Origin of the sequence: Vibrio sp. 10N.239.311.G01, assembly GCF_041465805.1 — a bacterium.
Lineage (GTDB): Bacteria > Pseudomonadota > Gammaproteobacteria > Enterobacterales > Vibrionaceae > Vibrio > Vibrio crassostreae_C.
In genome coordinates this window covers 217,337-240,117 of the sequence record NZ_JBFSRM010000005.1, presented here as the reverse complement: position 1 = coordinate 240,117, position 22,781 = coordinate 217,337, and the positions used below count along the sequence as shown (strand labels likewise).

Below are 22,781 nucleotides of genomic sequence, written 5' to 3'. Positions count from 1 at the left end.
CTGCGACCCCATCATTATGAGTGATGTGCTCTAACCAACTGAGCTAAGTAGCCATCTGAGAGCGAGACAATATAATATAATCTTGCTTTCAATGCCATTATCTTTTTAAAGATAATTACACTTTAAATTGTGGCTGGGCTACCTGGATTCGAACCAGGGAATGCCGGCATCAAAAGCCGGTGCCTTACCGCTTGGCGATAGCCCAACAATGATATCTTAAAGATATCTCAATATGGTGCGGTCGGAGAGACTTGAACTCTCACACCTCTCGGCGCCAGAACCTAAATCTGGTGCGTCTACCAATTCCGCCACGACCGCGTTATTTCCTAAAAACTCTTTGTTACTAAAGACAAACTTTAATATCAAATAGAGTGCTTAGGAAATGGTGGCTACTGCGGGATTTGAACCTGCGACCCCATCATTATGAGTGATGTGCTCTAACCAACTGAGCTAAGTAGCCATTTCCATATTGTTGCTCATTTCGAAACGTTGCCGCTTCGCTGTGAACGGGGCGCATTATGCGGAGTTGAGTGAAACCCGTCAACTTTTTTTTTGAATAAATCGCGAATAAACATCTGTTCGGTTTCTTTTTAGGCAAAGAGGCGTATTTGTCGACAAAAAACAGGTCTAAAAGGCGATATATATAGGAAGTTAACTTTCTGGTGAGGGACAATTTAGAAAGGGGAAAAACAAAAAGGCCAGTGAATTCACTGGCCTTTTTTCTAGATGTTTAATCAGAATTATACATTGAAGCGGAAGTGAACAACGTCACCATCTTTAACGATGTATTCTTTACCTTCAAGGCGCCATTTACCTGCGTCTTTCGCACCGCTCTCACCGTTAAATTCGATGAAGTGATCGAATCCAACAACTTCAGCACGGATGAAACCTTTCTCGAAGTCTGTGTGGATCTTACCCGCTGCTTGTGGCGCAGTTGCACCTACAGGGATTGTCCAAGCACGAACTTCTTTAACACCAGCTGTGAAGTAAGTCTGAAGAGTCAGTAGTTCGTAACCAGAGCGGATCACTCGGTTAAGACCTGGTTCTTCGATACCCATATCCGCAAGGAACTCTTCGCGATCTTCGTCATCAAGCTCAGAAAGCTCTGATTCGATTGCTGCACAAACAGCAACAACAACGTTGTTTTCGTTTTCTGCGTATTCACGAACAGCGTCTAGGTATGGGTTATTTTCAAAACCATCTTCTGCAACGTTTGCGATGTACATTGTTGGCTTAAGCGTTAGGAAGTTTAGGTAGCCGATTGCTGCCGCTTCTTCTTTGCCAAGTTCAACAGTACGTGCCATACCACCTTCAGTTAGAACTGGAAGTAGCTTTTCTAGTACAGTGATTTCGAATTTAGCGTCTTTGTCGCCGCCTTTCGCTTTCTTTGCGTTACGTTGAATTGCACGCTCACAGCTGTCTAAGTCAGCCAGTGCAAGTTCTAGGTTGATCACTTCGATATCTTCAATTGGAGATACTTTGCCAGCAACGTGAACAATGTTTTCATTTTCAAAGCAGCGTACAACGTGACCGATAGCGTCAGTTTCACGGATGTTAGCTAGGAATTTGTTACCAAGACCTTCACCTTTAGATGCGCCAGCAACTAGGCCCGCGATATCTACGAATTCCATTGTCGTTGGAAGGATCTTCTGTGGATTAACAATTCTTGCTAATGCATCTAAGCGTAGATCTGGAACCGGAACGATACCTGTGTTTGGTTCGATCGTACAAAATGGAAAGTTTGCTGCTTCGATGCCTGCTTTAGTCAGTGCGTTAAACAGAGTTGACTTACCAACGTTTGGTAGACCAACGATGCCACATTTAAAACCCATGATATAAACCTTATTCTGCTTTGAACGTATGTAAGCGATTTTGTGCTTTTGGTAGGCCATCTTTTAATAAGATGTCTAGGCTGCGAACCGATTCGTCAACGACGGCCTCGATACACTCTTGCTCTTTTTGAGGAGCTTTGCCTAATACATAACCTGCAACTTTATCTTTGTGTCCTGGATGGCCGATGCCTAATCTAAGACGATAGAATTCTTTATTGTTACCCTGCTTGCTGATGATGTCTTTCAGACCATTATGTCCGCCATGACCACCACCTTTTTTAAACTTTCCAATACCAGGAGGCAGATCTAACTCATCGTGAGCGACCATGATCTCTTCTGGTTTAATTTGGTAGAACTTTGCTAAGGCTGCAACTGCTTTGCCTGACAAGTTCATAAAAGTCGTTGGGATCAGCAAACGAAGATCTTCACCGTGAACCATGATACGACCCGTTAGGCCAAAGAACTTTGGTTCGTTCTTTAGTGTCACGTTATGTACACGCGCTAATTCTTCAACTACCCAAGCGCCCGCGTTGTGGCGAGTTTTGGCGTATTCTGGACCTGGATTAGCCAGTCCAACGAGAAGTTTTATTTGTTGGCTCAAGGTATGGATCTCTCTTGGGATTTCAAAAAGCGCCGTATGATATCACAGTTTATGAAAAAGGTGCGAGCTAGCTGATAGCTGCGCGATTATTCCTGTTTGTGATAACTAGCAGTGCAATATTACTCAGACATAAAAAAAGCACTTCATTGACTGAAGTGCTTAATATCTTTCTCTCGCGTGTTTCTAAAACCAAGCTTTTGTAAAAAAAGCTATTGGGCTTTGATTAGTTGAACATCGCTGAGATTGATTCTTCGTTGCTGATACGACGAATCGCTTCAGCAAGCATGCGAGAAAGGCTAAGTGTTGTCACTTTACCCGTCGCAGCCATCTCTGGAGATAGAGAGATAGAATCCGTTACGATAACTTGGTCTAGAACAGAGTTCTTGATGTTGTTCGCAGCAGTACCAGAGAAAACAGCGTGAGTTGCGTAAGCGAATACACGCTTAGCACCGCGCTCTTTAAGCGCTTCAGCTGCTTTACATAGTGTGCCACCCGTATCGATCATGTCATCAACGATAACACAGTCACGACCTTCAACATCACCGATTAGGTTCATTACTTCAGAAACGTTAGCACGTGGACGACGCTTATCAACGATAGCGATGTCAACATCACCTAGCGCTTTAGCCGTTGCACGAGCACGTACAACACCACCAAGGTCTGGAGAAACCACTACTGGGTTTTCTAGGCCACGGTTAGCCATGTCTTCTAGAAGAACTGGAGTGCCGAAGATGTTATCAACAGGTACATCGAAGAAGCCTTGGATTTGCTCTGCGTGTAGGTCGATAGTAAGAACGCGGTCAACGCCAACGTTAGAAAGGAAGTCTGCAACAACTTTTGCAGTAATTGGCACACGAGCAGAACGTACACGACGATCTTGACGGGCATAACCGAAGTAAGGGATTACAGCAGTAATACGGCCAGCAGAAGCACGGCGCATTGCGTCAATCATTACCACCAATTCCATAAGGTTGTCATTGGTTGGTGCACAAGTTGATTGAATCAGGAATACATCGCTACCACGAACGTTTTCATTGATTTGAACAGCGACTTCGCCATCAGAAAAACGGTCTACAGTAGCATCGCCAAGAGAGATGTATAGACGATCAGCAATACGTTGGGCTAGTTCAGGTGTTGCGTTACCAGCAAATAGCTTCATATCAGGCACGGTGGAAACCTCGGGTTGCGTCCAGTTTTAAATAGATTGTGGGTGGGCTGATTGGTATTCAGCCAGAGTTTCTTTTAAAGGAGAAATGTTTCTTCCTTTCGCTACGAAAGCGGAAACTGTGTCAGGCAGTTGTTCTCGCACCAATTCGGCTTCTTTTTTGCTGTTAAATTCAGCAAAAACGCACGAACCTGTACCAGTCAATCTCGACGGCGCGTATTGTAGCAGCCATGAAAGTTGCTTATCAACCTCTGGGTACAGCATTCGCACAATTTTTTCGCAATCGTTTACGTATTCTTGCTCTAGAAGCGTTGCTAGCGCTCGCTTTGGCGTATTTCGAGTTAATTCTGAATGTTTGAATATGTCTGCAGTTGCTATGCTCACTTGAGGTTTGGCGACTAGATACCATTTTTCATCCGGATTAGCTGGTGACAATTGTTCTCCAACCCCTTCAGCAAAGGCGGCGTGGCCTCGAACGAAGACAGGAACGTCAGCACCAAGCTTCAAACCGATCTCGGCGAGTTGATCGTCTGACAGGTTGAGTTGCCATAAATAATTCAGAGCGACCAACACGGTTGCTGCATTTGAAGAGCCTCCGCCAATACCGCCACCCATAGGCAGTACTTTCTTGAGTTCAATATCGGCACCGAAACAGGTTGAGGTATATTGCTGTAGCGCAGTAGCGGCTTTCCAGATCAGGTTGTCTTCAAGTGCTACCCCAGGGATTTCTGGTGTGATTGTTATCGAGCTAGTTTCTGAGTTTGCGGTAACCGTCAGTTCATCACCAAAATCGACAAACTGAAATAAAGTTTGAAGTTCGTGATAGCCATTGTCACGTCGACCAGTGATATAGAGAAATAAATTCAGTTTAGCCGGAGAAGGCCAATGGGTTGGCGTTGTTATCATCTTTTCAGTGTCCACTTCGAAACTACAATGTTGATTTTGTTATTGTCTTGCTTGAATGACAATCGAGTAGGGAGGGGGATGCTTTCTACATTAGTGTTGTCTTCATCTGAGAGGTGTTTACTCTGCATCTCAGTATTTCGATAATTAGCGAAGTTCAGTGTCCATAGCTGGCTGCTGACTTGTTTGGTTAGAGACTCAAGCGTGTTAGTTGTATTTAACTGGTAGCTGTCAGCTTGGTCTGGAATGCCAAGGAACCATTGTGGCAGGTGATCAATAGGGATCTGTAAACCTGTCAGCTGCTCAACCAAGACTGAAGCGCTCGCATGAGTAAATACTTGATCGCCATAGGTCACGACTTTTGCACCCGATGGATCTATGGTTAGGTTCAGTGCAGTTTGACCGAGAAAAGTAGTGAGCCTTAATTGACTTTGATTTGGTGAATGTTTCCAAATGAAATTTAGGCTTTGACGTTGCTCTGGGGAAATGTAAGCGAGCTTGCCTGAGGCTTGATAGTTGTCTATCTGTAAAAGCCGATCTTGATGACTTTGCCATTCAACGCTGGTTGGTTGTTCTGGGATAGACGAGCAACCCACCATAGTTATGGCCATAAAAATAAGAGACGCGATTTTGAGAAGCTTGCTCATGTTTGCTCACAACTTGTTCAAATTTATCTAAAAAACGCTTCAACTATAGCATTGAATTCACGAACTCAGGAAAACAAATCCCGCTTGCTCTTTAAATAGAGCCATGCATCAAGTAAAATTCGCCCCTTGTTTCCATTCCCTGATCGAGAACTTCTGATACATGTCTTTGCTTGCCGTAGGTATCAATCACAATACAGCGTCGGTTGAATTGCGAGAAAAAGTCGCTTTTGGTCCAGATAAATTATCTGAGGCACTCAAGCAACTTAACGCAAATGCACACGTGAATGGAAGTGTCATACTTTCTACCTGTAATCGAACTGAAGTGTATTGCGACGTTAAAGGCGTGGCTAAAAACAAACTCATCGATTGGTTGTCGGTTTTCCATCAAGTTAGCCCAGAAGAGCTAAAGCCAAGCCTTTATATCCATGAAGAGCAGGCGGCGATTAAACACTTAATGCGCGTTGCTTGTGGTTTGGACTCTTTAGTCTTGGGTGAACCGCAGATCTTAGGTCAGGTGAAGCAAGCGTATACGGACTCGCGAGAGAACAAATCCGTTGATGCTTCAATGGAAAAACTATTCCAGAAATCATTTTCTGTTGCGAAGCGTGTTCGAACTGAAACTGAAATCGGCGGAAGCGCGGTTTCTGTAGCTTACGCAGCCTGTACCTTAGCCAAGCATATTTTTGAATCCATCGCAGATTCAACCGTGTTACTGGTTGGTGCGGGTGAAACCATTGAGCTGGTGGCTAAGCACCTTTCGGCGAATGGCTGTGCAAAAATGATTGTGGCGAACCGAACTCGAGAACGTGCTCTAGGGCTAGCAGAAGAATTTGGTGCTGAAGTGATCAGCTTGAATGAGATCCCTGATCATCTTCATCGAGCGGACATCGTAATTAGCTCAACCGCAAGTCCATTGCCTATTATCGGTAAGGGTATGGTTGAGACTGCTCTAAAAACAAGAAAGCATCAGCCGATGTTATTGGTTGATATTGCCGTTCCACGTGATGTGGAATCGCAGGTTGGTGATCTAAATGATGCCTACCTTTATTCGGTTGATGATTTGCAGTCGATTGTTGATGGCAATATCGAACAACGTAAAGTTGAAGCGATTCAAGCTGAAGCGATCGTCAGTGAAGAAAGTGCCGCGTTCATGAGTTGGATGCGCTCTTTACAAGCGGTAGACAGTATTCGAGATTACCGTAAATCGGCTAACGAAATCCGCGAAGAATTATTAAGTAAAAGTTTACAATCGCTTGCCGCTGGCGGTGACCCTGAAAAAGTTTTACTCGAGCTCAGCAATAAGCTCACAAACAAATTGATCCATGCTCCAACGCGCGCACTTCAAAGTGCAGCTGAGCAAGGAGAACCTGCAAAATTAATGGTCATTAGACAGAGTTTGGGCTTAGAAAACCCTCAATAATATTAGACCTCCAACAAGATAAGACATTATGAAAGCCTCGATTCTAGTAAAGCTTGAAACACTTGTTGAACGCTATGAAGAAGTTCAACATCTACTTGGTGATCCAGATGTAATCGGGAATCAAGACAAATTCCGTGCACTTTCGAAAGAATACTCTCAACTTGAAGAAGTGACAGCTTGCTTCCAGTCATACCAGCAAGCGAAAGAAGATCTAGAAGCTGCTGAAGAGATGGCAAACGAAGACGACGCAGAAATGCGTGAAATGGCTCAAGATGAAATCAAAGATGCGAAAGCAGCAATTGAGCGTCTGACTGATGAGCTACAGATTCTTCTTATTCCAAAAGATCCAAACGATGAGCGTAACTGTTTCCTAGAAATCCGCGCAGGTGCGGGTGGTGATGAAGCAGGTATCTTCGCGGGCAACCTGTTCCGTATGTACTCTAAGTTTGCTGAGAAGAAAGGTTGGCGTGTTGAAATCATGAGCAGCAATGCTTCTGAGCAAGGCGGCTACAAAGAGATGATCGCTAAGGTTAGTGGCGACGCTGTTTACGGCACCATGAAGTTTGAGTCAGGCGGTCACCGTGTACAACGTGTACCTGAAACCGAATCTCAAGGCCGTGTTCACACGTCAGCATGTACGGTTGCGGTTATGCCTGAGATCCCAGAAGCGGATCTTCCAGAAATCAAAGCGGGCGACCTTAAAATTGATACTTTCCGTGCATCAGGCGCGGGTGGTCAGCACGTTAACACCACGGATTCAGCAATCCGTATTACTCACTTACCAACGGGTACAGTAGTAGAGTGTCAGGACGAGCGTTCTCAGCATAAAAACAAAGCGAAAGCGATGGCTGTTCTTGCTGCTCGTATTGTTCAAGCAGAAGAAGAGCGCCGCGCGGCAGCGGTTTCTGATACACGTCGTAACCTACTAGGTTCGGGTGACCGTAGTGACCGTATTCGTACGTACAACTACCCACAAGGCCGTGTTTCGGATCACCGTATCAACCTTACAATTTACCGTCTTAACGAAGTACTTGAAGGTGACATGCAAAGCTTGCTTGATCCTGTACTTCAAGAGCACCAAGCCGATCAGCTTGCTGCACTTGCAGAGAACAACTAACCAGTATGCAGTCAGCATATACGGTTGAAAGTGCTTTAAAAGCAGCAATCGTAAAGCTTCAAGAGGGTGATAACACATCACCCTCTATTGATGCCGCGGTACTGCTTTGTCACGCCTTAGATAAACCAAGATCTTACCTACTGACTTGGCCTGAGAAGCATCTCACCTCTGAGCAAGAGTCTGAATTCAATGCCCTTCTAAAACGTCGCTTAACCGGTGAGCCTGTGGCTTACATTATCGGTGAGCGTGAGTTTTGGTCACTGCCGTTAAAAGTTTCCCCTTCTACATTAATCCCACGCCCAGATACCGAGCGTTTGGTTGAAGTAGCGTTGGATAAAACCTTTGGCAAGCAAGGCGCGATTCTCGATTTAGGGACAGGTACAGGTGCTATCGCGTTAGCATTGGCGTCTGAGATGCCGAATCGACAGGTGACGGGTATTGATCTTCGCCCTGAAGCGCAGCAGCTTGCGACAGAGAATGCACAGCGTCTCAACATCACCAATGCGACTTTTTTGCATGGTAGTTGGTTTGAGCCTTTGATCTCTGAAGGCGTTGTGAAATTCTCTCTGATTGTTTCTAACCCGCCATACATTGAGAAGAATGATCCTCATTTGTCTCAAGGCGATGTGCGTTTTGAGCCGATCACAGCACTGGTTGCTGAAGAGAAAGGGCTTGCAGATATTCGATACATTTCTGAAAACGCACGTGGCTTTTTGGAAAATGAAGGTTGGTTAGCATTTGAACACGGCTATGACCAAGGTTTGGCAGTTCGTGAGATTATGCAGGCGCTCGGTTATCTCGATGTTGTCACAGAGAAAGATTACGGTGGTAATGACCGAGTGACATTGGGTCGTTACTGTTCATAGTTAGTGATTGTTAATCGTCTTGTGAGCAATGGATGATGAACTTGCTAAATTGATACCTTTAACTCGACAATACATTTAACCCGATAATGCATTTAACGCAGAAATACAGAGATTTTATGCAGAACTACAGAGCATTAACGGGTATTGTGAGGCTCGTGTTAACGAAAGCACATATAAAAATATAAAGGAATACCATGTACGAAGGTCTAAAACATTTTCACCTATTAACGATTGCTATAAGTGCGCTACTTCTCTCGATTCGTTTCGCTCTTATGATGGCTAACTCACCTAAGCTTAAGCATCCTTTCTTGCAGCGTTTCCCTCATATCAATGACTCGTTGCTATTGCTATCGGGTATTGGTTTGATTTTCATCACTGGCTTTATTCCATTTACACCAGCAGCACCATGGTTAACCGAAAAACTAACTTGTGTTATGGCTTACATCGCATTAGGTTTCTTTGCGCTTAAGCTAGGTAAAAACAAGCTACTGAGAGTATTCTCTTTCTTTGGTGCGCTTGGCTGGTTAGCGATGGCAGGCAAAATCGCAATGACCAAGACACCAACATTTTTCGGTTAACTATCTATGTACGAATTTTTTGATGAAGACTTTGACCAGCTAGAGTTAGCTGAAGGTGCATTGATCTTAAATAAAGCGATTAACCCAGAAACTCAAGACAGTTGGGCAGAGCAAGAGCTGGCGAGATTGTTAAAAGACGCCGAGTTTGCTTTGGTTAATGAAACCGATGAACAGCAGAAGTTTGAATCTTTTATTCGACTATTCTTTTATGAATGGGGTTTTGCTGGCGATAAAGATGCGTATTTCTCTTCGGAAAACGCGTTCATCGATAAAGTGCTTGAGAGAAAGAAAGGCATTCCAGTGAGTCTGGGGGCGATCTTTCTTTTTCTAGGTCGCAAGCTAGGCTTTCCTGTAGAGGGCGTCTCTTTCCCGACTCAATTCTTACTTAAAGTAAGTTGGTACGGGCAAGCTGCAGCCTATATTAACCCTTATAACGGTGAGTATGTTGGCGAACAAACGCTGCGAGCATGGTTAATTGGCCATGATGGCCCATTAGCTAAGGTGAAACCTGAGCACCTAGAAGTCGCCGACCACCCAACGATTATTGGTAAGTGGTTAGCCCTGCTCAAGAGTGCACTGCTGCGAGAAGAGCGTTATACACTTGCATTGAAGTGTACCGATCTTGCGTTAACGTTTGTGCCGGATGATCCGTATGAAATCCGTGACCGCGGTTTTATCTATCAGCAGCTAGACTGTCACCAAGTAGCCGCAACCGATTATCAATACTTTATCGACCAATGCCCAGATGACCCGGCATCTGAGTTACTGAAATCTCAAGTGAACGTCATGAACGCAAAGACAGTGGTCGTTCACTAATTAATAATTATTTAGAGAGAATATGATGGAACAAAAAACAGTTCACATTGGCGATATGCCAATTGCTAACGACAAGCCATTTACGCTATTTGCAGGCATGAACGTTCTTGAATCTCGTGATCTTGCTATGCAGATCTGTGAGCACTATGTAAAAGTAACCGAGAAGCTGGACATCCCTTACGTATTTAAGGCGTCTTTTGATAAAGCGAACCGCAGCTCAGTTCATTCATACCGTGGTCCAGGAATGGAAGAAGGTCTCAAAATCTTCCAAGAGCTGAAAGATACTTTCGGCGTGAAGATCATTACTGATATCCACACAGAAGCTCAAGCTCAGCCAGTTGCGGATGTGGTTGATGTAATCCAACTACCTGCATTCCTAGCTCGTCAAACTGATCTTGTTGAAGCAATGGCTAAGACTGGCGCAGTAATCAACGTGAAGAAGCCTCAGTTCATGAGCCCGAATCAAGTTGGCAACATCGTTGATAAGTTCGCTGAGTGCGGTAATGACAACATCATCCTTTGTGAGCGTGGCGCTTGCATGGGTTACGATAACCTTGTTGTGGATATGCTTGGCTTTGGCGTAATGAAGAAGTCTTCAAACGGTAGCCCAATCATCTTCGACGTGACGCACTCTCTACAAATGCGTGACCCATCAGGTGCTGCATCTGGCGGTCGTCGTGAGCAAACGGTTGAACTTGCTAAAGCGGGTCTTGCTACGGGTATTGCGGGTCTGTTCATTGAAGCTCACCCAAACCCAGACCAAGCTCGTTGTGATGGCCCATCTGCGCTACCTCTAGACAAACTAGAGCCGTTCTTGAAGCAGATGAAAGCACTTGATGACCTTATCAAAGGCTTTGAGCACATCGATATTAAATAATCGAACTGCATATAATTAACAGCCGGCGCAACTGCCGGCTTTTTTGTACCTATCGGTCAGCGAGTTGCGGTTAAGTTGATACTTTCAAACCAGTTAACCTATCAGTTGATATGTTATAACGTATCAACCAAAGCTTTGATAAATAGAATAAATTTAACGAAGGTCACTTTCGGGGATGTTGAATTGAGCCAATCACAAATAATCTAAAAAATTATGAAAACGTTTGCCTGTGATCACTTATTTGCTCAAATGCAACTTTGCCGCTTTGTTACACTCTCGATAGGAGATTAAGGTGATCTATCCTACATAAATATGAAATCACTCTGTTAGGTTTACCGTCTTAATTTAAACTACTTCATGTTTTACTAACTTATAACGATGTTTCCTTAGCGGACATTTGTTGAGTTTGAGTGATAAAAAAGCAGTGGATTCCCCTAAAAAGTTCAAAGGTATGACAATGAAGCAACGCCTTATTCTAAAGACAGCACTAAGTGCTGCAATTCTAGCTACTCTAGCTGGGTGTGCGTCTCAATCAGCTCATGATTGGAACCAAGACGAAACTTACAAGCTAACGATTCTTCACACAAACGATAACCATGGTCGTTTCTGGCAGAATAAATATGGCGAATACGGCATGTCTGCACGTAAAACGCTAGTTGACCAACTTCGTTCAGAAGTTGAAGCAGAAGGCGGTAGCGTGTTGCTTCTATCTGGCGGTGACATCAACACGGGTGTTCCAGAGTCAGACCTTCAGGACGCAGAACCTGATTTTAAAGGTATGAACAAAATTGGTTACGATGCCATGGCATTGGGTAACCACGAGTTTGATAACTCTTTAGACGTATTACAAAAGCAGATCGACTGGGCTAACTTCCCAATGCTATCTGCAAACATCTACGATAAAGCGACAGGTGAACGTAAGTTCCAAGCTTACGAGATGTTCGAAAAGCAAGGCATCAAGATTGCGGTTATTGGTTTAACAACTGAAGATACCCAAAAGATTGGTAACCCTGAATTTATCGCAGGCATCGACTTCCGTGATCCTAAAGAAGAAGCGAAGAAGCTAATCGCTGAACTTAAAGAAACAGAAAAACCGGATCTAATCTTTGCTGTGACTCATATGGGTCACTACGAAAATGGCCAACGTGGTGTTAATGCTCCGGGTGATGTCGCACTTGCTCGTTACCTAAACGAAGGCGATCTAGACATGATCGTTGGTGGTCACTCTCAAGAGCCTGTATGTATGGAAGGCCCTAACGTTGCGAAGAAAAACTTCAAGCCGGGTGATGAGTGTAAGCCTGACGTACAGAACGGTACTTACATCGTTCAAGCTCACGAGTGGGGCAAGTACGTAGGTCGTGCTGATTACGAATTCCGTAATGGCGAGCTAGAGATGGTGAGCTACGACCTGATTCCAGTTAACCTTAAGAAGAAAGTTAAGATCGACGGTAAGAAGCAACGTGTTCTTATTCAAGATGAAATCGCACAAGACCCAGAGCTACTTGAATTCCTACGTCCTTTCCAAGAGCAAGGTCAAGCACAGCTAGAAGTTCAAATCGCTGAGACAAATGGCAAGCTTGAAGGCGATCGTAACGTCGTTCGTTTCCAACAGACCAACCTAGGTCGTTTGATTGCGACTTCTCACATGGAGCGTGCAAAAGCAGACTTCGCTGTGATGAACTCTGGTGGCGTTCGTGACTCAATTGAAGCCGGTAATGTTACTTACAAAGATGTACTGAAGGTACAGCCTTTTGCAAACATCCTGACTTACACAGACATGACGGGTAAAGAAGTTCTGGATTACCTAAATGTAGTAGCGACTAAACCAATCGATTCTGGTGCTTACGCTCAGTTTGCTGGTATCTCTATGACAGTAGCGAACGGTGAAGTATCGAATGTATTCATCGGTGGCAAACAGCTTCGTCTAGACGAAACTTACCGTTTCACAGTACCAAGCTTTAACGCTGCTGGTGGTGACGGTTACCCTAAACTGTCTGATCACCCAGGTTACGTAAATACTGGTTTTGTTGATGCTGAAGTACTGAAAGAGTACCTAGAAGCAAACAGCCCGGTTGACGTGAACAAGTACGCGCCTTCAGGCCAAATGGTTTACAAGTAATTGAATCCAAGCAATTGTATCAATAGGTGCTAAATTAGATTGACTCTAGCACCATGATAAATTTAACTAAAGCGACGCCTCGGCGTCGCTTTTTGTTTATCTATCGTTTGGATTTGTTATGACCCCAGCAATCAATCTCGCCAAGAAAAAGAAAATCGCTCATAGCGTGCATCAGTACCATCATGATGCCAATAATACGAACTATGGTTTAGAAGCCGTTGAAGCGCTTGGTCAAGATCCCAAACGTGTATTCAAAACGCTGTTGTTCTGCTTGAATGGTGTGGCGAAAGATTTGGCAGTCGCCGTTATTCCTGTCGACCAGAAGCTAAACCTAAAGCTGGCAGCAAAAGCGGCGAAAGGCAAAAAAGCAGAGATGGCTGATCCAGATATTGCTCAGAAAACCACGGGTTATGTCGTGGGGGGAATTAGTCCGCTTGGTCAGAAGAAAGCACTACCTACCTTCGTTCATTCCAGTGCGACAGGTTTTGAAACGATATGTGTGAGTGCAGGTAAGCGTGGGCTAGAGATTGAATTAGACCCAAAAGACTTAACACTGCTGACTCGCGGCCAGTTTGCTGATCTATGTTTATAGATTGTTGTCATGATGATAAAACTATCGAATGACAAACAAAAACGCCCGCTAGACTAATCTAGCGGGCGTTTTTATATCGAGTGTCTCGTCTTACTGATTCAGACTACTTCTTCAGACCTAAAGTACCACCAACACGCTTTGGTGCAGGTTTGTTCGGTCTGTTTGAATCTTGGCTGCGGTTTGCCGGCTTACCGCTTCTACGATCGGTATTATCGCGATCTGTGCGATTGCGATCCGAACGATTTCTATCTGAATTAGAACGCTCTGAACGAGAGTTCGATTTCCAGTTCTCGGTATTACCACCGCTTTCACCATTCGATGAATTGCGGCCACGCTTTGAATTAGGTGCATGACGGAATTCATCCGCATTGTTACCGCGGTAGGTGCGTGTACGGTTCTCGTTTTGATTACGGCGCGCTGTTGAAGCTTGGTTCTCTTCACGGCTATCAAAAAGTTTCGCGTCAGTCGCTTTGCGAATGCGTTGACCTTTCGCGTTCATTTTTGACGCATCTTCCGTACTTACTGAGCCTTCACACATCGCTAAAATTTCAGTGATCTCTTCGTCGCTCAGGTAGCGCCATTTGCCGTTAGGAATACCGTCTAGTGAGATATTCATAATACGAACACGACGCAGTTTAAATACTTCATAACCGAGCGCTTCACACATACGGCGAATTTGGCGGTTAAGGCCTTGTGTTAGCGTAATTCGGAATGAGAACTTAGTCTCTTTCTCTACTTTACATGGCAAAGTGACTGTATCGAGAATGTGAACGCCAGCGCCCATTTGCTTCAAGAATTCCGTCGTAATCGGCTTATCTACACGCACCACGTATTCTTTCTCGTGGTTGTTACCTGCACGTAGGATCTTGTTTACGATGTCGCCGTCATTGGTTAGGAAGATAAGGCCATCAGAAGGCTTATCTAGACGACCAATCGGGAAAATGCGCTTGTGGTGGCCAATAAAGTCGACGATGTTGCCAGGAATATCACGCTCAGTCGTACAGGTGATACCTGTTGGTTTATTGAGAGCAATGTAAATCGGCTTCTCTTTTGAGCGAACAGGCTTATTGTCGATCTCAACATCATCACCTGGCAAGACTTTAGTACCCATTTCAGGGATCTTACCGTTAATAGTAACTCGGCCTGCATCAATCAGTTTATCGGCTTCGCGGCGTGAGCAAAAACCAGTTTCACTGATGTATTTATTAAGGCGTTTAGCTTGGGATTCTTGTGACATGATATTCTCTTAGCGTTTCACAACGGAAATGTAGATAAACAAAAAGCAACCTTTGGATAGTTGCTTTGAGTTGAAATTCGTTAACTGAGGTAATTTTAGCACTTGGTGTGAGTCTAGGCACGAAATATCGATCTTGATGCAAAATCGTTACTAGTCCATTTATCTATCTCAACCTATTAACTGGTGCGTTTTTGATGGCGCTCTCTGTTCTCTAGCTTTTTCTCATTACTCTTTCTGAGCATTACGTAGACTGCGCCCGTACCACCATGAAATTGCTGAGCAGAATGAACACATTGAACGTCGTTGATTTGTGTTAGCCAATTTGCCACGTAGCTTTTCATCATTGCAGGTGGATTCGAACGCTCACCCTTACCATGAACAATGATGACGGTACGAACATCCATTCTTAAACACTGACGCAAAAATGAAAGCACTTCGTTACGTGCGTCTTTCAGTGTTTTCCTATGAAGGTCGAGCTTGGCTTGAATAGGGTATTTTCCTAGGCGCAGCTTTTTGTATACGCCTTCTTGTACACCGTCTTTTTTATAAGCAACAACATCGTCTGGCTTGATCATTGGCGAATAGTCTAATGATAAGTAGTCTTTCTCGTCGTCAGACAGCCACATAGCGGCTTCACGCTTAGCAAGGTGAGATTCGGTGACTCGGTGTACTTTCTGGTGTTCAGCGGTGTCATGGTCGATACGTTTAACATCGCCCATCATTTCTTGGAATAGATCTAAGTCATCATCATGAGACATAGTGTGTATCTCAAGTTGGAGAAGGATAGGGTAAGTATACCTAAGTTGAGGTTAGGTTTAAAAATGAAAAAACCGGAGAAGACAATAAGTCTGCTCCGGTGCAAAGCGTTTTGACATTTACTTATAAAGTAAAAGAATACTTAAAAGTAAATGATTTAGGCAGAGCGATTCTAGTGAGGAGATTTTTCAGTCATAACTTTGTATATGAAGAAGCCTCCATAAAACATCATGAGACCCAGAGCCCCGAAGATTACTATCATTGAAGATAGTCCCACCGCATTACCAAATAGGAGATCTAGCCAAAAGTCCATGTGTATACCTCAAAGTTATATGACATGGCTTAGTGTATTAACAAGCATTATCAATTCACTGATCTGGATCAATCCTGTTTCATAAGTTAAATACTTGTTGGTAACTGTGTGTTTTTCGTCACATCATGCTCGTTGTTGTATGTCTTTTGTTCGAACGATTCAAAATCGCAATAAATATGAGAAAAAGCCCTTGCGGATAAATTCAGAACCCGTATTATACGCTCCATCGACAGGCAATGAGCCAGTTAGATATCTCGGTGAATAGCGCAGCTTGGTAGCGCATCTGGTTTGGGACCAGAGGGTCGGGGGTTCGAATCCCTCTTCACCGACCACATTAGAAAAAGCCGTAGCAGAAATGCTACGGCTTTTTTGTATTTGGGATTTCCACATTCTAACTGCATTGACTGTTTATGGTTGAGGGCAGAGAGTTAGGTCTATTGGACAAACTCATTTGTCGCAACGTTGTTCTTAACCCAGATCAAAGCTTGTAAGCGATTCTTCACCTTGATTTTTTTAAACGTGTTGTGAAGGTGTGCTTTGACCGTATTCTCACTGACATAGAGGGTATCTGCTATCTGAGTGTTAGATGCTCCATCACCGAGTAACTTAATGATCTGCTGCTCGCGTTTGGTCAGCTTGAGGTAATAAGGACTGGTTTTCGCGCACTGCCTCTCTCTGTAGAAGCTAATGTACTGGTAAATGAGCTTTCTACTCATCCACATCTCGCCTTGCAAAATGCAGTTAAAGCCGGCCACGAGCTTTTCAAGCGTGTCCGACGTATAAAAAATGCCGACAAGATACTGCCATTTAAGCATTTCAGAGTGCGGGAAATCGCCTGGTGTATTGAGTAGCACTTCATGGACATCACTTGCTACGTCATCTCTGAGCTCCTGGTATTTCTCAATGTATTGCTTACTCATTGTCGGGAAATCAATAATAATCAGAACTAAGTCATCGTTTTTTAGGGATTTAGCACTGAGCCTTTCCGGTGATATGAGTTTTATGTTCAGGTTAACTTTCTGTTCTATAGACTCTTTTAGTAGTATCGATTGTAAATTGTTCTCCGCAAGTAAAATGGCGTTATGAGCCTCCAGTTTAGCCATGTGGAACTCCTTTTCTTAACTCATTACTTGAACTTTAGGTGTTTTAGTTTAAAGCACGTATTGTTATTTTGCTAATTTTTAAAGCTAATTATTCATCAAATTTATGAAATTAATTTAATAGTATTGTCGAAGGTAAAATAATACTTAAGTAGAAAGAGGGAATTACCGAGATTTATGGTTTTATTTTATTGATTGTACAGTCTTTATGAATTTTCCAGATCCCCTTGTTTGGGTGAAGTTTTATAGTGGCAGGAAACTGATTTATATTAATAATCAACGTTGTAATACCACTATTCGTATTCTGGTTGAAATTAGAGTTGGTGTTCGTACTCAACGTTAATGAAGATGCCACACTGTTATTTATGGTCAGAATAAGACTTTTATTTTTTATCAGGCACTGTACTGAATTTAAATCAGAAGAAAATCCATTAAAATGGAAAGAAATAAATAAAACGGCGATCAACGCCGTTTTAATATATGCACTCTTTATCATATTAATTCTGATAAATTATACCGACATTACCACTTGCGCCATTACCTGAAACGAGAGCAGTATCATAAGAGGTTTGTTCAATCATAAATTGGTTTGAACTGCTGTTTGTTAAGCTAACAATGGCATCTGAATGAGATCCTGTTTGTAACGTGAATACTCGGTTATCGCTACTGCTCACGAGATCGATATCGACATAGTTATCGTCGCCACCACCAACATCGGTGTTGACTATCGTTTGAACATAGTTATTATCGCCGCTGATATCGATGTCTACATCATTATTATCAACACTCGCGTTACTAAACTCGGTATAGGTTGTATTGGAGTTACCAGAGACATTCACATCAGCTTCATTGTAGTCAGCACCACCTAGAGCATTGACGACAGAGATGTTCTCGTTACCCACTTGTGTAACTCGTAAATCATTGCTTCGACCATAAGGTTGAACTGTAATTTGGGCTTGGTTACTAACACCATCTTGATCAACCCAGGCGTTGTTGTTTACATAGCGTAACTTAACGTGAGCTTCATTGAGATTGCCATCTTGTTGAACCACTACGTCAGAGTTATAGCTAGCATGTGTGTCAACTAGTGCAACATGCCCATCAGTAACACCAGACGTGTTCTGGTTAATGGTGACATTGGCATTATCGCCACTACCCATTTGCCAAACGGCAGTATTATCCATCGCTAAAGGTTGAATACCGGCTACTGTCGATGATATGCCAAGATCGGTTGTTCCTTCTATTGTCCCCAACGCTGGCTCAGAGGCTGGAAAAGGAGCAGGTAAATTATCTGCGTATGCTGCATTAAAGCCCAGAATAGCACCGACTATAATTCCAATTTGTGTAACTTTCATAAGTTGTATCCTTATACATTTCCATGTCGACTATGTTGTTACTTCATCGAGAAGCAACGGTGAATCAAGCTTTCCATACTGCGCGCTAATTGGCTTGATTGATGTGAATTCTCATTGAGCTAGACGCTTTCACTAAAGCAAAGTCGTTGCCGTCTTGAGAAATTCCTAAATTACTTCTTCCAGAACCAACCAAATAAGCAGTATTGCCATTGCCTTTTTGGTCAATGCTCAGCTGACTACTCTGTCTTGAGAAGTTAGCTTGTCCGATAACTGCTAAATTGTTATTCCCGTCTTGGGAAATAAGCGCTTCAGAATTTACTCCGAGTTGCCCAATTGCGGCATCGTTATTTGAACCATTCTGGTCTATTAAGGCGGTATTATTGCGCCCTGTTTGACCAATGTATGCGGAGTTAGAACTTCCGCTTTGCGTTATCTTCGCTCTGTTGTTCGCGGTAATACCAGGACTGCGTTGCTTTATTATTGCTATTGAATCAGTAGCATTAGATATATTTAATTCTGAATAATTATCTAAATCTCCAGAAGAGAAGCTTTCTAAATAATTATAATCATTGACTATATCTTGATTAACATTATGTAAAAAATCCCCTTCTATATCTGACGCGATAGCATTATTAAAACCTCCTGATAAAAAATATAAACAAGTTAAGCTGATAAGTGATGCTTTCCCAATTACCATCATCTTTACCTTAAAGTGTTCGTGATTATGATCCCTACGAAAATAAACTGCGTAGGGAATGAGTGAACCTTTGTCTTATCGAAATCCTAGGCCTTGAATTTACGAACAGCTATAAACTTAAAGTTGAAAATATTTAGTTGTTCATATGAAATTTAATTAGTATTTGACCGAATCCTACCAACCTTAGTTAATCAATTCCCTTCAGTAATTAATTCGAAAGTTTATATATGCCACTGTAAGCATGAATTACGCTTTATTCAGTTTCAACGAATCACATTCTCATTTTGTAAATAGACTTTGAATGGGAGCACATATGAAAATCAAGCTGCTTACAATAACTCTGCTTTCCTTTGCTCTTCATGCAGAAGAAAAGAGTCATGGTCTTGAAAATGCTGCTCCTTTAGAAAATGGACAAAAACTTGAGGACTCGACAAATAATCTTAAGGAAAAATTCAATGACTTCAGTGAAGTCGATGGAATCATTGTGGACAGAACCATTACGCGGTTGGGAGAGGATTTCTATTTTTTCTTCTCGCAATCGCTCAATGATAGTTATCCCGACCTTAAGGAAAATTTGACGGTAAAAGAAAGGCCAACGGCGTTATCAGGAAGCATCATAGAGGTTCAACACTCTAGAAAACCGATCTTCCGTACGGCGTTGTCCCCTGGTCGTAGACAAGCGAAAGAACGCGCTGCCGATGCAACACGAGTGGTTGGGAATTACATCATCCGATGGCAAGCGGAACGGATCTTTCAGGACACTTACGATCTAGACCATGATGAATTTTAAGGAGCCAAGGATGTCGATATTTTTCAGAAAGGCCGCGCTCATTGCGCTGATAGTTTCGCCTTCGGTTTACTCAAGCGAATTAGTTTATACGCCCGTAAATCCAAGTTTTGGCGGAAACGCTTTAAACAGTTCTCACCTTTTTAATCACGCTAATGCTATCAATGATTATGAAGACCCAAGTGCAAGGGATATCTTTGATGAGCAAGAATCAGCCTTAGATCGTTTAGCGTCTAGTTTAGAGTCCCGTTTAATTAGCCAATTGCTTGCTGACGTGGGTAATGGAAACACGGGGCAGTTGGAAACTGATGATTTTTTCCTGAATATTGTGGATGATTCCGGGACTTTGTTGGTTCAAATCGTCGATAAAGAGACTGGGGAATCGACAGAAATCAGTGTCTCTGGATTAAACCCCGACCTCTAATCACAAGGATTGTGTTATGAAATCGATCATTATCGTCTTCTTGACCTTTGTGTTGGGAGGGTGCACTTACTCTATGCAAATTCCAGAGACTTCTGAAACGCCAAAGTTGATGCCGAGAGGATCGACTTATACGGACCTGATCTCATTACCTCAGCCTCGCGGTAAAATACTTGTTTCGGTTTATGATTTTAGAGATCAAACGGGACAGTATAAACCTCAGCCAAACAGTAACTTTTCGACAGCGGTACCACAGGGTGGAACGTCTTTACTGACCACGGCATTGATAGATTCCCAGTGGTTTGTTCCTCTAGAGCGTGAAGGGCTCCAGAACTTGTTGACGGAACGTAAGATCATTCGTGCTGCTCAGAAAAAAGACAAGGTAGTGAACAATCACGGAGCCGACTTAACATCGTTGAGCTCTGCGAATATCGTTATTGAAGGCGGTATTGTTGCTTATGACTCTAATATTGTTACAGGTGGGGCTGGTGCGAAGTATCTTGGCATTGGTGGCTCAGGGCAGTATAGAACCGATCAAGTGACAGTTAACTTAAGAGCCGTTGATGTAAGAACAGGGCAAGTTCTGTTGAGTGTGACTACGACAAAAACCATTTCATCACATGAGATAGGATTCGGCGCATTCAGGTTTGTTGACTACAAAGAACTATTAGAAGTTGAAATGGGCTACAGCCAAAATGAACCCGTTAATATCGCTGTGATGTCAGCGATTGATGCTGCGGTAATACATCTTATTGTAAAAGGCATGAAGCGTGGAATGTGGTCGCCGGGCGATCCTAATGCACTACAAAATCCAATTATTGCTCGTTATTCCGAAGAGAGCGCCGACATATTGTAAGCAACCGAGTAAGCAGCAAAATAGGGCTATGCGGAAAACGGACCTTTCCCTTAGCCCTGTTTTTTTCTTCAAGCAACTCAATGATCAATTCACATCGCACGTAATATCTTTTATCGGTGTTTCCGAGGTAACAAAACAAACATACGCTTCCGCTGGCTTATTCGGGCCTATTCGAATGTAACCTGCCTTTATTTCATCTTCATCAAACGTCACCGAGTGAGAGCTTCCCGTTTGGTTGTCGTAAAAGTTTGCTTCAAAATTGTTGTTCATTTGGCTTGCGATACGGTTTCGTGTTGTAGATGTTGTGAACGTAATATTGGCGCAGCGCATCGGTGGTTTCTCTGTAATCAAAAACTGTCCGCTTTCTTTATCTAATACACCGCCTTTGGTATCCGGTTGTATGTCTATCGCCTGAAACTGTTCGATGGTGCATGTTTCTTTGGCTGAGGCTATTGAGGGCATCAGCATCGTGAGGGCTAAAGGGAAAGCAAAAAGTACTGGTTTCATTAGAACAACGCCATAGGTAAAAAGAGCGAAAGATAATAGCACTGCAATGGTGCTATTAAATGTAAAGATTCTGTTATTAAGGAAATGCTTTTATAACGAAAACAAAATGAGGTTGAGCATCGTTAGCTTTTTTAGCTAGTCTCAAATTGACATTGGGCTGATTGGCTTTGTGATTGCTGAATGACACTGAAGCCTTTCTTTTCTAATAACTGTATAAGGTTACCTTCTCCAATTAGGTGCAAGGTACCAACTACTATCATGTAGTTCCCTTTAGTCTTAAGCTTCCAATCATTGGAGGATAGTTTGTTTGCCCAGTCTATGTTGCGATCGGTTAAGAATGCTTTCTCAAGTTCAGGCGACATCTCTGACAGTTCTGAGAAGGCTTCCAGCTTCGCTAAATCACCCGCTTTCCAGCTTTCAATCAGGCAATGAACCACGCGATCAGTTTGGTCAAATTCTTCAAGGCTACTGACTAACCACTCTTTACCGTCGTCCTTTTGTTTTGTCATCAGGTCTATTTGGAATTGCAGAGGCTCCAAACTGATAACCGGAACATCTTGGGTAGTCGCTTTGTTCGCTAGCGTCGCATCAACGCCGCTGGCGGAGCCATAACCAAGGTTTTTTAACTGCTGCATTTGTATGGAGAGAGAAGTTGCCCAAGGCGGTGAGCGAAGCAGTTGTTGCGTCGGCATGCCCAATGATTTTGATATGTCGGTTAATAATTGCAGCTGTTCTGTATTGAGTACATCGGCAGTCGTGAGTTTGTTGCGGGGATATACAACGCCATCAGACTTTCTGATATCCGTTTCGATAATTAAGCCATCACTGTTTTTTAGCGCGTCGGTGATCGCCGAAGGAAGGGGGTACATACTCTCGTCTCCAACGTGCACTGAACCTAAGATAGTGAGTGTCAGATCATCCTTTTGTGCTTGCCAATAAAGGGGCTCGGCGACCGCTTGCCTAGCTGAAAAAGCGAGAACGAATAAAACCATGTACCAGAGTGGACGCAAAGGGAGCTCCTTAAGGAAGTATTAAACTCGTCAAAATCGATTTTGACGGTGTTTTTTAACGGTTTTTTTTGAGAACAATGTCACGTTGTTTGTACTAAAAGTATAATAATACGCTGAAACTCTAAATCCTTTCTGACTACCAATGACACGATTTTATGAAATCGGTAAAAAAGATTGTGATTCATTTCTCAAATTTTACGTCAAAATTA

At 43.1% G+C, this 22,781-nt stretch carries 24 protein-coding genes and 4 tRNA genes; 12 read left to right on the top strand and 16 right to left on the bottom strand.

The annotated features are described in order from the left end of the window. Window positions 1–130 precede the first annotated feature (130 nt). The 8 genes from AB6D06_RS06345 to lolB all read right to left on the bottom strand — a co-directional run bounded on the left by AB6D06_RS06345 (window position 131) and on the right by lolB (window position 5,148). Window positions 131–205: transfer RNA gene (locus tag AB6D06_RS06345), tRNA-Gln, on the bottom strand. Between the two features lie 28 nt (window positions 206–233). Further along, window positions 234–318 (bottom strand) — tRNA-Leu (locus AB6D06_RS06340). Window positions 319–383: 65 nt separating this feature from the next. Then, window positions 384–460 (bottom strand) — tRNA-Met (locus AB6D06_RS06335). 280 nt (window positions 461–740) lie between these two features. After that, window positions 741–1,832, bottom strand: coding sequence for a redox-regulated ATPase YchF (gene ychF, locus AB6D06_RS06330; RefSeq protein ID WP_372074751.1), 1,092 nt, complete (start codon window positions 1,830–1,832; stop codon window positions 741–743). 10 nt (window positions 1,833–1,842) lie between these two features. Then, window positions 1,843–2,433: an aminoacyl-tRNA hydrolase gene (gene pth, locus AB6D06_RS06325; RefSeq protein ID WP_004739815.1), complete on the bottom strand. Its 591-nt coding sequence runs from the start codon at window positions 2,431–2,433 to the stop codon at window positions 1,843–1,845. 223 nt (window positions 2,434–2,656) lie between these two features. Next, the gene (locus tag AB6D06_RS06320; RefSeq protein WP_004739814.1) at window positions 2,657–3,601 is read right to left on the bottom strand and encodes a ribose-phosphate pyrophosphokinase; all 945 of its coding nucleotides are present in this window, start codon (window positions 3,599–3,601) and stop codon (window positions 2,657–2,659) included. A gap of 27 nt (window positions 3,602–3,628) precedes the next feature. Next, the gene (ispE, locus tag AB6D06_RS06315) at window positions 3,629–4,504 is read right to left on the bottom strand and encodes a 4-(cytidine 5'-diphospho)-2-C-methyl-D-erythritol kinase (RefSeq protein WP_170962373.1); all 876 of its coding nucleotides are present in this window, start codon (window positions 4,502–4,504) and stop codon (window positions 3,629–3,631) included. After that, window positions 4,501–5,148: a lipoprotein insertase outer membrane protein LolB gene (gene lolB, locus AB6D06_RS06310; RefSeq protein WP_372099497.1), complete on the bottom strand. Its 648-nt coding sequence runs from the start codon at window positions 5,146–5,148 to the stop codon at window positions 4,501–4,503. Before lolB ends, ispE begins: the two co-directional genes overlap by 4 nt. A 160-nt stretch (window positions 5,149–5,308) precedes the next feature. On the opposite strand from lolB, the gene hemA reads away from it, so the two are divergent. The 8 genes from hemA to ybaK all read left to right on the top strand — a co-directional run bounded on the left by hemA (window position 5,309) and on the right by ybaK (window position 13,533). Beyond that, window positions 5,309–6,568, top strand: coding sequence for a glutamyl-tRNA reductase (gene hemA / locus AB6D06_RS06305; protein WP_372099495.1), 1,260 nt, complete (start codon window positions 5,309–5,311; stop codon window positions 6,566–6,568). Window positions 6,569–6,596: 28 nt separating this feature from the next. Beyond that, window positions 6,597–7,685 (top strand): peptide chain release factor 1, encoded by a 1,089-nt coding sequence (prfA, locus tag AB6D06_RS06300; protein WP_017062313.1) that lies wholly within the window; start codon window positions 6,597–6,599, stop codon window positions 7,683–7,685. Between the two features lie 5 nt (window positions 7,686–7,690). Next, complete coding sequence (prmC, locus tag AB6D06_RS06295) at window positions 7,691–8,551, top strand: peptide chain release factor N(5)-glutamine methyltransferase (protein WP_372110040.1); 861 nt, start codon at window positions 7,691–7,693, stop codon at window positions 8,549–8,551. Window positions 8,552–8,745: 194 nt separating this feature from the next. Beyond that, the gene (locus tag AB6D06_RS06290) at window positions 8,746–9,129 is read left to right on the top strand and encodes a SirB2 family protein (protein ID WP_009848726.1); all 384 of its coding nucleotides are present in this window, start codon (window positions 8,746–8,748) and stop codon (window positions 9,127–9,129) included. Between the two features lie 6 nt (window positions 9,130–9,135). Beyond that, the gene (locus tag AB6D06_RS06285) at window positions 9,136–9,945 is read left to right on the top strand and encodes a SirB1 family protein (RefSeq protein WP_372110039.1); all 810 of its coding nucleotides are present in this window, start codon (window positions 9,136–9,138) and stop codon (window positions 9,943–9,945) included. Window positions 9,946–9,967: 22 nt separating this feature from the next. Beyond that, window positions 9,968–10,822, top strand: coding sequence for a 3-deoxy-8-phosphooctulonate synthase (gene kdsA, locus AB6D06_RS06280; RefSeq protein ID WP_372110038.1), 855 nt, complete (start codon window positions 9,968–9,970; stop codon window positions 10,820–10,822). Between the two features lie 457 nt (window positions 10,823–11,279). After that, window positions 11,280–12,941, top strand: a complete 1,662-nt coding sequence (ushA, locus tag AB6D06_RS06275; protein WP_017064163.1) for a bifunctional UDP-sugar hydrolase/5'-nucleotidase UshA — start codon at window positions 11,280–11,282, stop codon at window positions 12,939–12,941. Between the two features lie 118 nt (window positions 12,942–13,059). Next, entirely contained in the window at window positions 13,060–13,533 is a 474-nt protein-coding gene (ybaK, locus tag AB6D06_RS06270) for a Cys-tRNA(Pro) deacylase (protein WP_050651812.1), read from the top strand. A 103-nt stretch (window positions 13,534–13,636) separates the two neighbouring features. Here ybaK and rluF read toward each other — a convergent pair whose 3' ends face one another. The 3 genes from rluF to AB6D06_RS06255 all read right to left on the bottom strand — a co-directional run bounded on the left by rluF (window position 13,637) and on the right by AB6D06_RS06255 (window position 15,839). Then, the gene (rluF, locus tag AB6D06_RS06265; protein WP_017064161.1) at window positions 13,637–14,770 is read right to left on the bottom strand and encodes a 23S rRNA pseudouridine(2604) synthase RluF; all 1,134 of its coding nucleotides are present in this window, start codon (window positions 14,768–14,770) and stop codon (window positions 13,637–13,639) included. Between the two features lie 176 nt (window positions 14,771–14,946). Continuing rightward, window positions 14,947–15,528, bottom strand: a complete 582-nt coding sequence (gene smrA / locus AB6D06_RS06260; protein ID WP_017062320.1) for a DNA endonuclease SmrA — start codon at window positions 15,526–15,528, stop codon at window positions 14,947–14,949. Between the two features lie 170 nt (window positions 15,529–15,698). Continuing rightward, window positions 15,699–15,839 carry a DUF3149 domain-containing protein gene (locus AB6D06_RS06255; RefSeq protein WP_017062321.1) on the bottom strand — a complete coding sequence of 47 codons (141 nt, stop codon included), beginning with the start codon at window positions 15,837–15,839 and terminating at the stop codon, window positions 15,699–15,701. Window positions 15,840–16,094: 255 nt separating this feature from the next. Here AB6D06_RS06255 and AB6D06_RS06250 point away from each other — a divergent pair. Further along, window positions 16,095–16,171: transfer RNA gene (locus AB6D06_RS06250), tRNA-Pro, on the top strand. A gap of 102 nt (window positions 16,172–16,273) precedes the next feature. On the opposite strand, the gene AB6D06_RS06245 is transcribed toward AB6D06_RS06250, so the two are convergent. The 3 genes from AB6D06_RS06245 to AB6D06_RS06235 all read right to left on the bottom strand — a co-directional run bounded on the left by AB6D06_RS06245 (window position 16,274) and on the right by AB6D06_RS06235 (window position 18,991). Beyond that, complete coding sequence (locus AB6D06_RS06245) at window positions 16,274–16,942, bottom strand: LuxR C-terminal-related transcriptional regulator (protein ID WP_017064159.1); 669 nt, start codon at window positions 16,940–16,942, stop codon at window positions 16,274–16,276. A gap of 494 nt (window positions 16,943–17,436) precedes the next feature. Beyond that, window positions 17,437–18,294, bottom strand: coding sequence for a curlin (locus tag AB6D06_RS06240; protein WP_102428680.1), 858 nt, complete (start codon window positions 18,292–18,294; stop codon window positions 17,437–17,439). 85 nt (window positions 18,295–18,379) lie between these two features. After that, a complete protein-coding gene (locus AB6D06_RS06235; RefSeq protein ID WP_017064156.1) occupies window positions 18,380–18,991 on the bottom strand; it encodes a hypothetical protein in 612 nt (203 codons plus the stop codon). Between the two features lie 313 nt (window positions 18,992–19,304). On the opposite strand from AB6D06_RS06235, the gene AB6D06_RS06230 reads away from it, so the two are divergent. The 3 genes from AB6D06_RS06230 to AB6D06_RS06220 are packed head-to-tail and all read left to right on the top strand — an operon-like array spanning window position 19,305 to window position 21,055. Beyond that, entirely contained in the window at window positions 19,305–19,781 is a 477-nt protein-coding gene (locus tag AB6D06_RS06230) for a curli production assembly/transport protein CsgE (protein ID WP_017064155.1), read from the top strand. A gap of 10 nt (window positions 19,782–19,791) precedes the next feature. Further along, the gene (locus AB6D06_RS06225) at window positions 19,792–20,202 is read left to right on the top strand and encodes a curli assembly protein CsgF (protein WP_102333662.1); all 411 of its coding nucleotides are present in this window, start codon (window positions 19,792–19,794) and stop codon (window positions 20,200–20,202) included. 16 nt (window positions 20,203–20,218) lie between these two features. Further along, window positions 20,219–21,055 carry a CsgG/HfaB family protein gene (locus AB6D06_RS06220; RefSeq protein ID WP_102428681.1) on the top strand — a complete coding sequence of 279 codons (837 nt, stop codon included), beginning with the start codon at window positions 20,219–20,221 and terminating at the stop codon, window positions 21,053–21,055. Window positions 21,056–21,139: 84 nt separating this feature from the next. Here AB6D06_RS06220 and AB6D06_RS06215 read toward each other — a convergent pair whose 3' ends face one another. Together AB6D06_RS06215 and AB6D06_RS06210 are read right to left on the bottom strand one after the other, a co-directional pair. Continuing rightward, window positions 21,140–21,562, bottom strand: coding sequence for a hypothetical protein (locus tag AB6D06_RS06215; protein ID WP_102321503.1), 423 nt, complete (start codon window positions 21,560–21,562; stop codon window positions 21,140–21,142). Window positions 21,563–21,693: 131 nt separating this feature from the next. Beyond that, window positions 21,694–22,572 carry a TraB/GumN family protein gene (locus AB6D06_RS06210; protein ID WP_029235194.1) on the bottom strand — a complete coding sequence of 293 codons (879 nt, stop codon included), beginning with the start codon at window positions 22,570–22,572 and terminating at the stop codon, window positions 21,694–21,696. Window positions 22,573–22,781 lie beyond the last annotated feature (209 nt).